The sequence below is a fragment of the Priestia sp. YIM B13490 genome, assembly GCF_042787735.1.
GTDB lineage: Bacteria > Bacillota > Bacilli > Bacillales > Bacillaceae_H > Priestia > Priestia megaterium.
The window spans coordinates 37,206-50,387 of record NZ_JBHZOT010000015.1; the positions used below are offsets into that span (position 1 = coordinate 37,206).

At 31.8% G+C, this 13,182-nt stretch carries 13 protein-coding genes; 9 read left to right on the plus strand and 4 right to left on the minus strand.

Annotation, left to right across the window (positions count from 1 at the left end):
- The first annotated feature begins 665 nt into the window (after positions 1-665).
- Together ACFX4R_RS25715 and ACFX4R_RS25720 are read left to right on the plus strand one after the other, a co-directional pair.
- Positions 666-1,598, plus strand: a complete 933-nt coding sequence (locus tag ACFX4R_RS25715; RefSeq protein ID WP_377570964.1) for an NAD-dependent epimerase/dehydratase family protein — start codon at positions 666-668, stop codon at positions 1,596-1,598.
- Between the two features lie 345 nt (positions 1,599-1,943).
- A complete protein-coding gene (locus tag ACFX4R_RS25720) occupies positions 1,944-3,185 on the plus strand; it encodes a glycosyltransferase (RefSeq protein ID WP_377571010.1) in 1,242 nt (413 codons plus the stop codon).
- Between the two features lie 829 nt (positions 3,186-4,014).
- Here ACFX4R_RS25720 and ACFX4R_RS25725 read toward each other — a convergent pair.
- The 3 genes from ACFX4R_RS25725 to ACFX4R_RS25735 all read right to left on the minus strand — a co-directional run bounded on the left by ACFX4R_RS25725 (position 4,015) and on the right by ACFX4R_RS25735 (position 5,374).
- Positions 4,015-4,443 carry a spore coat protein gene (locus ACFX4R_RS25725; RefSeq protein ID WP_328236134.1) on the minus strand — a complete coding sequence of 143 codons (429 nt, stop codon included), beginning with the start codon at positions 4,441-4,443 and terminating at the stop codon, positions 4,015-4,017.
- Between the two features lie 25 nt (positions 4,444-4,468).
- On the minus strand, positions 4,469-5,020 hold the full coding sequence (locus ACFX4R_RS25730; RefSeq protein WP_377570968.1) for a spore coat protein: 552 nt from the start codon (positions 5,018-5,020) through the stop codon (positions 4,469-4,471).
- Between the two features lie 138 nt (positions 5,021-5,158).
- A complete protein-coding gene (locus ACFX4R_RS25735; RefSeq protein ID WP_165574671.1) occupies positions 5,159-5,374 on the minus strand; it encodes a spore coat protein in 216 nt (71 codons plus the stop codon).
- A gap of 296 nt (positions 5,375-5,670) precedes the next feature.
- Here ACFX4R_RS25735 and ACFX4R_RS25740 point away from each other — a divergent pair, with 296 nt between their 5' ends.
- Positions 5,671-6,492, plus strand: coding sequence for a YncE family protein (locus ACFX4R_RS25740; protein WP_377570971.1), 822 nt, complete (start codon positions 5,671-5,673; stop codon positions 6,490-6,492).
- A 141-nt stretch (positions 6,493-6,633) separates the two neighbouring features.
- Here ACFX4R_RS25740 and ACFX4R_RS25745 read toward each other — a convergent pair whose 3' ends face one another.
- The gene (locus tag ACFX4R_RS25745; RefSeq protein ID WP_377570974.1) at positions 6,634-7,392 is read right to left on the minus strand and encodes a hypothetical protein; all 759 of its coding nucleotides are present in this window, start codon (positions 7,390-7,392) and stop codon (positions 6,634-6,636) included.
- A gap of 169 nt (positions 7,393-7,561) precedes the next feature.
- Here ACFX4R_RS25745 and ACFX4R_RS25750 point away from each other — a divergent pair, with 169 nt between their 5' ends.
- The 6 genes from ACFX4R_RS25750 to ACFX4R_RS25775 all read left to right on the plus strand — a co-directional run bounded on the left by ACFX4R_RS25750 (position 7,562) and on the right by ACFX4R_RS25775 (position 12,990).
- On the plus strand, positions 7,562-7,759 hold the full coding sequence (locus tag ACFX4R_RS25750) for a hypothetical protein (RefSeq protein WP_377570977.1): 198 nt from the start codon (positions 7,562-7,564) through the stop codon (positions 7,757-7,759).
- Positions 7,760-8,111: 352 nt separating this feature from the next.
- Positions 8,112-8,768: a PIG-L deacetylase family protein gene (locus tag ACFX4R_RS25755; RefSeq protein ID WP_377570979.1), complete on the plus strand. Its 657-nt coding sequence runs from the start codon at positions 8,112-8,114 to the stop codon at positions 8,766-8,768.
- The gene (locus ACFX4R_RS25760; RefSeq protein ID WP_377570982.1) at positions 8,765-10,069 is read left to right on the plus strand and encodes a glycosyltransferase family 4 protein; all 1,305 of its coding nucleotides are present in this window, start codon (positions 8,765-8,767) and stop codon (positions 10,067-10,069) included. The genes ACFX4R_RS25755 and ACFX4R_RS25760 overlap by 4 nt, the downstream gene beginning before the upstream one ends.
- 3 nt (positions 10,070-10,072) lie before the next feature.
- Positions 10,073-11,248 (plus strand): carboxylate--amine ligase, encoded by a 1,176-nt coding sequence (locus ACFX4R_RS25765; protein ID WP_377570984.1) that lies wholly within the window; start codon positions 10,073-10,075, stop codon positions 11,246-11,248.
- Positions 11,249-11,253: 5 nt separating this feature from the next.
- Complete coding sequence (locus ACFX4R_RS25770) at positions 11,254-12,309, plus strand: protein kinase family protein (protein WP_377570986.1); 1,056 nt, start codon at positions 11,254-11,256, stop codon at positions 12,307-12,309.
- Positions 12,310-12,579: 270 nt separating this feature from the next.
- Positions 12,580-12,990: a hypothetical protein gene (locus ACFX4R_RS25775; RefSeq protein WP_377570989.1), complete on the plus strand. Its 411-nt coding sequence runs from the start codon at positions 12,580-12,582 to the stop codon at positions 12,988-12,990.
- Positions 12,991-13,182: the final 192 nt, after the last annotated feature.

A 13,182-nucleotide genomic window follows, 5' to 3' on the forward strand; every position in this document is an offset into this window, starting at 1 on the left:
AGAATTATTATGACTGGTGATATAGAATCTAAAGAATGACATGAATTACATGCTGCATATACATTTTCTTTCATATTATACAAAATATAAATCGATTTTATTTCGGAACCCTTGCCAAAGCGAATGAAAAATTATGCAAGGCAATAGTTTGAAGGCATAAGATTTAAGCTATTTCTCTTACCCACTAGACATTTAAGTTTTAAAATTACCCAGAAAATCGAAATTAACAGTTATCTTCTCTTTCTAACTCTTATTGCTACCTAAGACGCGATGATTTAAAGGAATGTTGTAGAAACACTGAGAACGTTTAAATCCGAACTTTTGATATATTTTGGTTTATACACGAATAAATTACATTTATGAAGAAATTTTAGTCTCGAATTTTAAAAGTATATTTAACATTCATAATTTCCCGAGACCATAATCGTATTGCCCTTATAGTAAGCTTAACAATTTCATTTACATTAGATTGGAATAAAATGGTCAATTTATCACCATCATAGCGAGTGATAAAATTTTAGTTATTTCATCTTAACTATTTCATAAAGTATTGTTAGATGGGATTATAAAGAACTGAAAGAAACCTCGGTTTATATTCTCCTATAATAAACTGGATTATTGATTCTTAATGTAACTAACTATAATTTAGAAATGAGGGGGCTTTGATGAAAGTACTAGTTACTGGTGGAGCTGGATTTATTGGTTCTCATATAGTTGAACAATTACTAGAAGAAGGATATCAAGTCGTTATTGTGGATAATTTCTCTACGGGTAAAAAATCATTTCTACCTAGAGATATTCCTTTCTATAAGATGGATATTCAGTCAACCGATTTACAACAGATTTTCGAAGAAGAAAAACCTGAAATAGTGATCCACGTAGCTGCTCAGGTAGATGTCAATAGTTCCATTAAAAACCCTAAAAATGATGCCTCTATAAATATTTTAGGAACCATTAACTTATTAAATTGCTGTCATAAATATAAAGTTAAAAAAATTATTTATTCTTCTTCATCTGCAGTATATGGTGTTACAGAGGACTGCAGCATAAAAGAATCTTTTCCAGTTAGTCCTTTATCCTTTTATGGGATTTCAAAATCCGTGGCAGAATTGTATATGAAGGCATACCATTCTTTGTATAATTTAAATTATACTGTTTTAAGGTATGCCAATGTATATGGACCTAAACAAAGCATTTCAGGGGAGGGTGGAGTTGTTTCAATTTTTTGTAAAAAAATTTTAAAAAAGGAAGCGCCAGTTATATATGGAACTGGTGAACAAACACGTGATTTTATATTTGTAAAAGATGTGGCTAAAGCAAACATTAGAGCCATTTCAAAAGGCAAAAATCAGATTATTAATATAGGTTGCAATGAAAAGACGAGCATTAAAGAGTTGTATCAATTACTCTTATCCCTTAATCCCTCTCTATTCATCACTGAATCTCCTATCAACGAACCAATACGTTCCGGTGATATACTCCATAGTAGGTTAGACAACACAAAGGCAAAACAAATACTGAACTGGGAACCACATTATACCTTAAAAGAAGGATTAGAAGAAACAATGAATTATTATCGGAAAGAATTCACTGTATAATTTTATATTATTAGATGAATATATTTCAATCTAAAAATTCTCTGGATAACTGTGAATGAAAAGGATAGGATACTAAAAAATGAGAAAAAGAAATTCAAATACTAAGCACCCCTTACTCGAATATTCTAATTGTGAAGTTCCATCTTATACTCTTCCAAGAGGAAAGATTCTGACATTATTTCACGTACTCTCTTTTCCTTTAAAAAGAGTGGAACTAAGAAAAACGATTTTTTACTGTTTGTGTTATATGTTTAAAGTTTTGAAAAATATGTAACTATTAGGAATAAACCTTTATGACAATAACAGAGGGGGCTTAGAATATTGGAAAAAAGCACATCAAAAACAATGGGGCCTAAAAAACCCGAAAAGAAATTATGTCTTTGTATGATTGTAAAAAACGAATCAAGCATTATAGAAAGATGTTTAAATGCAAGTAAATCCATTATTGATTTTATTTCTATTTGTGATACGGGTTCTACTGATAATACACCGGAAATTATTAAAAACTGGTGTAAGGAAAATAATATACCTGGCACTGTTCACCATGAACCTTTCAAAAATTTTGGATATAACCGAACCTTAGCTGCATCTTTGGCACAAGAGACTTATCCAGAGGCAGATTATTTATTTTTGCTTGATGCTGATATGGTCTTGGAAGTGCAGCCTAACTTTGACAAGTCCAGCTTAGAAAGTGATTTATATCTTACTATGCAAGATGATAATCAAATAAAATATTGGCTTATTCGTCTTCTTAAAACCTCTTTACCATGGAAATCTGTTGGAGTTACACATGAATATTGGGATATAGATCATTCTAGGCTAAGGGCGGACCAACTAAATTACTCAGGTACACAGGGAAGAATCGATAGTCTAATTATCTATGATCAAACAGATGGTGGTAGTAGGGGTGATAAGTTCGAACGAGATAAACAGTTATTATTAGAAGGAATTTACGATGAAAAAACCCCACCAGATTTAAAAGTTAGATATATGTTTTACTTAGCACAAACATTCTCGTGTCTAAATGAACTTGGAGAAGCCATCAAATGGTATAAGAAAAGGGTCGAATCCGGTGGATGGGTAGAAGAAGTATTTTATTCTCTATTACAAATTGGTTCGTGTTATGAACGTTTAGCCAATATATCTTCCTTTGAGCGCGGGCAGCTAATTAAAGAATCCGAAGAAAACAAATCGGCTGTTAATCAATTAGCTATAGATAACCTAACTCTTCAAGAAGAGCAGTTGTTCTCTTTATCTACGATTTATTTTCAAAAAGCTTGGGATTATAGACCTACTAGAGCCGAACCTTTATATCATCTTGCAAAAATTCATCGAATTAGATCTAAAAATAATATAGCTTTGATGTATGCAGTGCAAGGTAAAGAGATACCTTTCCCTCAAGAAGATATTCTTTTTGTCGACTATCATGTGTATGATTATCTTCTTGATTACGAAATTTCCATATGTGCTTACTATACTAAAAGAAAACATTTAGGACGGGATGCAATAAAACGGCTGCATTCCAAACTTGAAGAATTACCACTGCATATAGCTGAAAGTGTAAAAAATAACGCAGAGTACTATTAATTCTATTAATAGTACTCTTTTAAATTTAATTAAAAGTTAAAAGAGAGCGGGAAAAATTGTATTAAAAAACATTTACTTGTATTTGATGCAGATTAGTTGATTCTAAGAAGGCCTACACAATTAATTTAAAACCATTACATAAACTTACAAACTACGTATATAGGCGTAATTTATAATTAATTGCCACTGCACGGATCAAAAAACTTAAAAGAGAAGTTTAAAATTATTCCTACTGTATATTTAGGGCTGGACCAAACGTTAATATCAAATGGAATAAGGGTAGATAATTCTCGTCTGTGTCCCATTATTATTTTATGCAAAATTACTACACATTTCGCGAATGGACTGATTAACCTCATTTATTAATGAAAATTGTACGGAAGGGAACATGGTATACACTGAAAATCTTTAGCTTTATAGAATTTAGATAAAATTATTATTTAAAATAATTTAGCTTGATAAGATATTATTAGAATAAATTAAAAATTTTCATACAAAAAATATGACATTGTCCCCTCTACGTAAGAAATGTATTTGTTTTAAACAACAAGGGAAGCACTATATACTTAGAGGAATTTGTTTAACTAGCATCTACATTTAAGATTAGTTAGAAGTTAATTCTAAAATCCAAATAAAAAAGCCCCCCTTACGGAGAGAAGCATTTTACCTCTTCTCTTATAATCGGTAAGAGGGTAGCGAATAAATTTAGCTAAATGCATTCACAAGTTAAAATTCTATGGCTGACTCTTGCAATACTATTTAAATAACCGAATAGATTCCAGAGAGAAGTTAATTGAATAGATTATCTGACTATTTTTAATTTTTTCTATTAGAGAATATCTAACGAAACCAAGATAGCCACTAAGACTTGAAGTAATAATTGAAGGTTTACAGCTACGTCCGTATCAGTAGTCGTAACCCTTATATTTGTGGAGTTTTCAATAATTGTTTTTTGAGCATTTTTTTGTTTAATACTAGAAACCTGTTTTAACTCTTCAAGTACACCATCCGCTTGCTCCGAATCCCCGATAGTAATACGAACTACTACGGCGATAGCTACCTGTAAAGCCGCCTGGATAGTAGCTGCAACTTGGGTATCTGTTGTGTGTACCCTAACACCTTCTGAATCCTTAACAATGATCTTCTCAAAAGAAAGTTGTTCTGTCTTAGCAATTTGCTCTGCTTCCTGGAAAATATCTTCTCCACTAAATCGTTTATTTTCACAATGATCAAGTGCTCTCCATTTTCTCTCACTCATTTTTTTCACCTCTTTTAGTTTTTAATTAAAAAATATCTACAAGTACGATAATAGCAACTAGTACTTGTAACAATAATTGAATGTTAAGGGCAACATCTGTATCAGTAGTTCTAATTTCAACATCTTTAGAATTTTCAATATAGATTTTTTGTTTGTTTGTTTGCTCTATATCAGACAATTGTAATAAGTCTTGAAAAACACCATTGTCTTCAGCGCTATCCCCAATAGTAATGCGAAGTACTATTGCAATAGCCACTTGAATAGCTACTTGAATAGATATAGCAGCTTGAGTATCTGTTGTATGAACAGTAATATCACAAGAATCTTTAATCCAAATTAATTCATCAGATTCTTGATCAATTAAAGAAAGTTGATCCGCATCTTGAACTACTTCTGCATCAAAAACCTCAGGGCTTTCAAAACTCTCACGATTATTATAGTAATCGTACTCTGTAGATTCACTTTCATAGTGATCTACTTTACAGCCATCTTTACAATGCTTCTTAGAATCATCTTTTTTATGTCTGTTTTTGCACTTTTTCTTTACATCGTAAGAATAATACTTTTTAGATGACATAACTAACACTCCTTTTTCATGGTATGTATTAATATATGAACATACCAATCAATAGGATTGGGCCAATCGACTAATGAGTTCAACCATTTTCAAAAACAACAAAAACGCCTATTGAATGGCGTTTAGAAGTGTTATAATTTATTTTTTGTTATTATTATCCTTTGTTTGCTTAACAAATTCATCCACTCGTTTTGATAAATCTTCAACCATTTCTTTAAGCATTTGTTTTTTTTCTTCAGATAGTCTTCCTTTGATTTGCTCTTTATCTATACCATGTTTAGAAAAAACATCGTTTACTAATAAATCCATTAACTTATTTGGCACAATCTCAGGATTTTTTTGTGAATCGCTCATATACATCGCTCCTTTTAATAAGGTTTTATTTCATAACAACATATGCAACGCTGGCCTAAAAGGAAACAATTCCTCCACCTATTTTCAGATGATATTTAGTTTTTTTAATAACATATACTTTATTTATATAAATAAAAAACTAAGGATCTATTTAATATTAGTCATAAAATAGATCCTTAGTTTTTTTAAAATTTAAGATAATAAAATAAATTTAGCATCATATATTTGTACATAAGGTAAGTACCTTATGTTTTCAACAATTTTCTTAACAGTATTTATGAAAAGAGTTGAGTAAAATGGGAAAAAAAGCGAAGGCTGTACATGTTGCGGTTGATTTTCCATCTTCACAAGGAAAATCATCTAATAACCAAATTTACATGACGAATGAGGATAATAATACGGTTTCTGTTGTTGATGGGGTCACAGATGAGTTAATTACGACTATAAGCGTAGGTCGTCAACCAGTAAATGTAAATGGGAACTCATCTACTAATCGAATTTACGTGACTAATAAAGGAGATAATACAGTTTCTGTCATTGATGCCGTTACAAATACAGTTATTGGTATTATTCCAGTTGGAGGGCAACCATCGGGTGTAGGAATTAACCCCTATATGGATAGGGTTTATATAACTAACGCAGGCAGTGACACAGTATCCGTCATTGATGGGGCAACCAACATTGTTGTTGCTACAATTCCTGTAGAAACTCATCCAATTAACCTAGATGTTCATCCTTATATCAATCGAATTTATGTCGCTAATAAGTTTAAAAACACAGTTTCCGTTATTGACGGATTAACGAATACAATAATGGCTACAGTTCCAGTAGGTGACCAACCTACAGACGTAGGGACTAATTTATCCAACAATCGAATTTACGTAGCAAATAAAAATAGTCATACAGTGTCCGTTATTGATGCTGGAACAAACGCTGTTATTGGGATAGTACCTGTCATGGAACAGCCATCTATGATTGATATTAACGGAAGTAATAATCAAATTCACGTCACGAATGAGGAAAATAGTATAGTATCGGTAATTGACGGGGCAACCAATATTGTTATTGCTACCCTCCCAGTCGGTGATCAGTCAACTTATACAATAACTGATACCTAATATAAGACATAACACTAATATTTATGTTCTATAAGAGGTGGCATACCAATGCTTTCATTCTATAACTTGTAGCAACAATAAGCATATTGACACACAATTATTGTTGCTACAATTAATGATGTTAGCTACTGATTAAAAAATTTACCTCTCATCAAATGTTCTCCATTTCTGATAAAGAGACGGACGAATATCTTTAACATAGGTTAAAAATTTTTTTGATAACTTTAATTCCTTCAATTCAGTTAGCAACTTAATCGGAATAGGTCGATTAGAACTAAACGCTCTTTTAAGATCAATTACTTTCAAATCTCCCTGTTCATTCATTAGGACATGCCGTAATTCTGTATCTTGTCTACTAAAGTTTAATTTTTTCAATTCATCAATGAGATTTATAAGTTGCATAACTAAAGACTTTGTTATATACCTATTTTTCTTTAGATGTTTTGCCAAGGAAATTCCGTCTACATACTCCATGACTATGTAATTTGATCCATAACCGTAGAGACGAGGAATAATAGAAGACGACTGCCCAACTTGTATGGCTTTTAACTCCTTTTTATATACTTCTTCCTTAAAAAATACCTTTACACATCGATCAGGAGTCAATTGATAAATAACTCCATCTTTCCCTTGCCCAACTACCGCATACCTTTTAAAATCCATAAATACGTTCTCTTTTTCTCTTATTGATACCTCTGAAGGATCCCCCAATGCTTTTTCACTCAGAAGATCACTTTTTTTAACGCTATTAGTTGAAACATATTGAGCATTATTGTGGTTACTCATTTTAAAATCAAGAGACAGACTCTCTTTTGTATTGTATCTTTTAAAGAAAGTTATTTCCGGTAATCTATAATCTTCGCTATCATCCCTACGATAATGAAAATAAGGTTTTCCCATGCTCTCCCCCCTTCCCCATTTATTATTCTATTCCTTTAGAATTAAGATGCTTGTATAGTTATCTATTTACATATAATTTTCTAAAATTTTTTTGATGAAACCCAAGACAGGCACCCTCTCCTGTTACTAAGAGTTACATACTATAGTAAGAAAAAGAGGTGATATCAGTATGAAATATAAAGAAGATTGGGATTATGCAGAGGAAGCTCAGAAAAAACCTTGCAAAAAGCATGAAAAACATGACCAGCATAGTTCTTCCAAAGAGGCTTGTAAGAAGCATGAGACACATGAAGACCACAATCCTTGCAACGATACTTGTAAGAAAATCAGAGTCATAAATTTATGGAAATCAAGTTCTAAATACTAATAGTATAAATCTTAATAAATCAATAAGACCTGTTAACATCCAGTAACAGGTCTTATTTCTATGAAGTAAACTCTTTTAATTCCAATTAATTTTTAATATTAACCATCCTTAAGACAAATGATTTAGAACCAATCTTGAAAATTGGCATTATAGCATTAAAGAAAGGGTTCTTCCCGTCCCTTCATTCACTGCTTTACATAATAAGGTTATTAATGTATAGGTCTTTTGTGAATAATTGGTATATAACTACTTAATTTTTAATTTTCCGCCAATGCCGGTTTCTAATATCTGAATAGCTCCATATATTGTTTATAGTACAAGTATAGTTGAAAAAGCTACGGGAGGAACAAATATGAGCAATTATATACTAGTAATTGGGGCTCATCCTGATGACGAGCTGTTAGGAACCGCAGGAACATTAAAAAAACTTGTAGATGCAGGCTATAAAGTAATTTCAGTAATTACTGCTTTAGGGAGAAAGGAAGAAGCTCATCATATCCAGCAATTTGGACGGCTTGCTAACAAAGAAATTGGGATTGATGAGGTAATATTTCTTGAGCATGTCAATTTAGAGTTAGAAATGATTCCCCTTCATGAATTAACAAAAGAAATTGAGCAGCTCATTCAGAAATATAAACCGGTGAAGATCTTTACACATCACTACGGGGATCTAAATAAAGATCACCAGGTCACTTTTCAAGCAGTACTAACTGCAGCTAGACCCCTTCCTAATACTCCCCCTATAGAGTTAATTACCTTTGAAACGGTCTCGTCTAGTGAATGGAATGCTTCCACACCTGATAAAATATTCAAACCAAATTATTTTGTAGATGTTACAGCACAGATGGACTATAAACTCAATGCTCTTAGACATTACGATATTGAAATGAGAGATTTCCCTCACCCTCGTTCTTATGAAGGCATTGAGTACTTAGGAAAACTACGGGGGATGAGTGTTGGCGTGCCTTATGCTGAAGCTTTCGAAATTATACGGAGGGTTTGGAAATGAACAATGAAATTACTTTCCCCTATCCTTATATAGTCGAAAGATTAGACCAACATTATGGACTTAAATCACATTCTTCAAAAAAATTTGTTTCAACGGAACAACCAAAAAAAATAAATATTTCCAAAAAAGGTACAAAAAAGAAACTTTCTATTTTAATTGCTACATTTTGGAGCTTTCCTCATGTAGGAGGTCTTTCTAATTATATTACTACTCTAAGTACAGGTTTAAGGAGTCAAGGACATAAAGTAGACGTTATTTCTCCTAATCAATTCTCAACTTCTAAAGTAAAAAAGCTTCGAGAAAGTGTTACTCCAAATTTAAAAAGTTTCTTCACCAAGCGCTATGGAAGTTATAATGATCGAATTTTAAATCATAAAAGACTTATATATGTATACGAGAAAATGCTTGAAACCGTAGACTTAGAAAAATACGATATCCTTCATGCTCAAGATTTATTTACAGCAAATATCTTAGGAAGATTTAATGAAGCCTATAGAAAACCCTTATTTTATACACCTCATGGCATGTTCACATTTAACAGGCTAAAATTTAACATAATCAAAAAAGATTCTGTTGAAGAAGCGTATTTTAAAGAACTTGAAAGTAAAGCGATAACATATGCAAGTCATATTATTGTTCTTAGTGATTCATTTCGTGAACCATTAATAAAATTAGGGGCAAAAAATCGAAATATAACCACAGTCATTACGGGAATTGATTATCCAATTAACCAAAGGCAAGAAAAAGCAACGTCTTCACACAAGCTTACTATTACATGCGTAGCTAGACTTGGACCACGAAAAGGACATAACCATTTATTTGAAGCGCTGTCACGCATAAAAAAATATACTACTAATATTGAAGTGTTAATTGTTGGTGATGGACAAATGAGGAAAACATTAGAAAAGCAGAAAAAAGCTCTAGGTTTGTCCATGGTCAAATTCTTAGGATCTAGAGACGACGTACCCTTACTTTTAAGTAAAACCGACATCTTTGTACTCCCAACAATCAACGATAGCTTACCTCTTTCCATAATTGAAGCTATGCATAGTGGAACTGCCGTAATTTCCACAAATTGCGGAGGCATCCCTGAGCTCATAACGAATAATAAAACAGGAATTATTGTAGAACCTGGAAATTCTGAAAAATTAGCTAATGCATTAAAATATCTGATTACAAATAAAGAAACTCGAAATAAAATGAGTACAAACGCTAAAATTTTCGCAAAAAAACACTTAAGCATAGATAGTATGGTAGGAAAAATAAAACATTTGTACATCAATTTTTGGGAGATGAATTAAGGTATGAAACATGAACATTCTGCAGTTATCCTTGACTTAAGTGCTAACGGGGTTGGCATTATTAGAAGTTTAGCCAAAAAAGGGATAAAAGTGTACGCTTTTGACACGAAAAAACCATATAAAATAGGAAAATCACGCCTCGCTACTTGTGGTATATGTCCTAGTCCTTTAACGGAAGAAAAAAAGCTATTAGATTTCTTAATTGACCTATCTAAGAAGATTGGTTCAAAGCCCGTCCTATATACAGGAGCAGATGACTATGTACAATTCATCTCGAAAAATCGAGATGAATTGCTAAAATATTTCTTATTTTTATTTCCCGATGATTCTTTAATTGAACAAGTACTTGATAAAAACAAAACTTATGAACTCGCCATCAAGCATAATATTCCATGTCCGAGAACATATGTAATAGATAATAAAGAAGAACTTGAAGATGCTATTTCATCTCTTGATTTTCCTTGTATTTTAAAACCTGTTCTCGGCCATGAATTCAGAAAAAAAATTAATAAAAAAGCAATTGTATTTGAAAATCCTGAGGAGTTAAGGAGTGAATATCCTTTTTATAGGGAATGCGGACAGTTAATTATTCAAGAATTAATTCCTGGAGATAACCAGTGTTTTTATAAAGTAGCCACTTTCTATGATGACAATATGAAGTTACTTGGGTTATTTTCTCTACAAAAGAATCATCAATTTCCTGCGGAATTTGGAACAGGTGCTCATATTGTCAGTAAAAGAGTTCCTGAACTTATTGATGTATGTGTTCCATTTTTTGAAGAAATAAAGCTTAAAGGTATCGGGATGGCTGAATTCAAGAAAGATCCGAGAGATGGAACTTATAAATTCATTGAAATAAACCCTCGCTTTTGGCTTACTCATAGCCTCACAGGCCCTTCAGGCATTGATTTTGTCTACATGTATTATTTATATCTAACTAATCAAAATCCAGAACCTAGATTGAATCAAATAGACGGTATTAAATGGATTTATCTTGTAAGATATTATCTTACTTTTCTTCAAAAGAAAAAAAAATCAGAGATGACTTTTAAAGATTTTTACCAGGGATTACAAGGTCAAAAAGAGTTTGCTTTATTTGCATGGAATGATCCAATGCCATTTTTCAGAAGCGCATGCTCTCATCTAATTAATGCCTGGAAATCCAAACGAAAGGAATGAATACTGTGTATGATTCTAAAACTCTACATCATCAGTTTAAAGATTTAAGATTAGCTGAAAAACTTTCTTACTCTATTGGTGAGAAAATCACAATTGTTCCTTCAGAAATCAAGTGTTTAAAATCAACAAAACGAAGTAGTGTATATAAACTACTGGTTCAAAAACAGAATAGTTATCATCCAATTATCTTTAAGGTTTACGATTCTAAAGCTTACAAAAACGAAGTGGAAATTAATATCTATAAAAAAGCTTATCCAATTTTAAAAGAGTTTTTGCCTGGTATTTACCTCATAGAAACGGTGAAAAATGAAACATGGGTATTCATGGAATTCGTGAACCAGATACGTGGACAATTAACCTTCTCTCCTTCTCATTTTCAATATATTATTCCCAGCATAGCTAAACTTCATGGTCAGACTTTTGAAAGTAGATTCAAAAGAGATAAAACTATTTGGAAAGATTGGCTTCCTGTTTATACTTCTATGAAAAAGAATAGAATCAAATATATGAATCAAACAATTGACCTACTAGATGCTGCGATGAGAGACAATCGTATTAACCATATAATAAAACCTTATTACCCATCATTAATCAAGCTATATAATAAAGGACCCGATTTCTTTCCTGAACTAATTGAAAATGGATCATCTATTACCCATGGTGATCTTCATATGCAAAATATATGTAGCAAAAAGGTTACTCAAAATACACCCTGGAATATTCAATTGATTGATTGGGAGTCAGCCAAATACTCTCCAGTCTGGTTTGACATGGTTGTATTAGTAGAACTATTGCTTGGCTTCAGAAAGGATTGGCAGCCAAACGCAGAGAAAATACGCACTCAATGTGTACAGATATACGTGGATGAAATGAAGAAATACGGAATTTCCTTTAAAACAAATCCAATGACTCTTTATAAAATGGCTTATCTTCAACGAACTTTAGAAAGAGGACTTCACACTCAACTAAGAAGGATTGCTGATAACCGTGAAGGTGAGCTCTTAAGTTACCATCTTGAAAAAATTTCAACATGGGGTAAAGAGTTAGGAATATATAAATAAATTTATTTTCAAGCTATTTTTCTGCAACATGCGGGAGTTTAATGACCTATTCGTCTATAACTTCTTAATTTTACCCTTCATCTTTTCCTAACTTTAAGCTCGTAAATTCTCTTTTGTTTACTAATTTCTACTCAGTTCTTCCTCTATCATTTTTAACGATTAAGTTAAAAATAGTTTAAAAGCCACTTTTTTCCGAATGTACAAGCAATTTTTCTATTCAAAAATAGAATATATAGAAACACCAATTTTAAATAAAGGTAGGGAATTCACTTGACTAAATTTTATTATGATCAAAATGATGAAAGTAAACACTGTTTAAAAGCGATGTTTGACCTTCGCAAAAATAAAAGTAAACATGAAAAAGACCATGGCAAGGATAAATGCAAAGACAAACATGAGAAAGATTATGGCAAAGATAAATGCAAAGACAAACATGAAAAAGATTATGGCAAAGATAAATGCAAAGACAAACATGAAAAAGATTATGGCAAAGGTAAATGCAAAGACAAACATGAAAAAGATTATGGCAAAGATAAATGCAAAGACAAACATGAAAAAGATTATGGCAAAGATAAATGCAAAGACAAACATGAAAAAGATTATGGCAAAGATAAAGTTGTCTTTTATGAAAAAGACTACAATAAGAATAAATGTAAATGCAGTAAAAGTTATAGCAATTAAGCCATTTGAGTGTTAATATTCACAGTTTACAACTAGGTAACGGAAGAAAGGGTATTAACTTTCAAGTTAATACCCTTCTTTATGCCCCCTAACTTTTTATTGTATATGTACTTTTGGTAATTACAAAATTCAGGACCCACTGCTAATAAAAAACCACATTGACCAAGAAAAACTTGTCCAATGTGGTTTTTT

Excerpts from the sequence above, each read along its gene's own strand:
- ACFX4R_RS25715 (WP_377570964.1), top strand. The coding sequence starts at position 666 with ATGAAAGTACTAGTTACTGGTGGAGCTGGATTTATTGGTTCTCATATA.
- ACFX4R_RS25720 (WP_377571010.1), top strand. The coding sequence starts at position 1,944 with ATGGGGCCTAAAAAACCCGAAAAGAAATTATGTCTTTGTATGATTGTA.
- ACFX4R_RS25725 (WP_328236134.1), bottom strand. The coding sequence starts at position 4,443 with ATGAGTGAGAGAAAATGGAGAGCACTTGATCATTGTGAAAATAAACGA.
- ACFX4R_RS25730 (WP_377570968.1), bottom strand. The coding sequence starts at position 5,020 with ATGTCATCTAAAAAGTATTATTCTTACGATGTAAAGAAAAAGTGCAAA.
- ACFX4R_RS25735 (WP_165574671.1), bottom strand. The coding sequence starts at position 5,374 with ATGAGCGATTCACAAAAAAATCCTGAGATTGTGCCAAATAAGTTAATG.
- ACFX4R_RS25740 (WP_377570971.1), top strand. The coding sequence starts at position 5,671 with ATGGGAAAAAAAGCGAAGGCTGTACATGTTGCGGTTGATTTTCCATCT.
- ACFX4R_RS25745 (WP_377570974.1), bottom strand. The coding sequence starts at position 7,392 with ATGGGAAAACCTTATTTTCATTATCGTAGGGATGATAGCGAAGATTAT.
- ACFX4R_RS25750 (WP_377570977.1), top strand. The coding sequence starts at position 7,562 with ATGAAATATAAAGAAGATTGGGATTATGCAGAGGAAGCTCAGAAAAAA.
- ACFX4R_RS25755 (WP_377570979.1), top strand. The coding sequence starts at position 8,112 with ATGAGCAATTATATACTAGTAATTGGGGCTCATCCTGATGACGAGCTG.
- ACFX4R_RS25760 (WP_377570982.1), top strand. The coding sequence starts at position 8,765 with ATGAACAATGAAATTACTTTCCCCTATCCTTATATAGTCGAAAGATTA.
- ACFX4R_RS25765 (WP_377570984.1), top strand. The coding sequence starts at position 10,073 with ATGAAACATGAACATTCTGCAGTTATCCTTGACTTAAGTGCTAACGGG.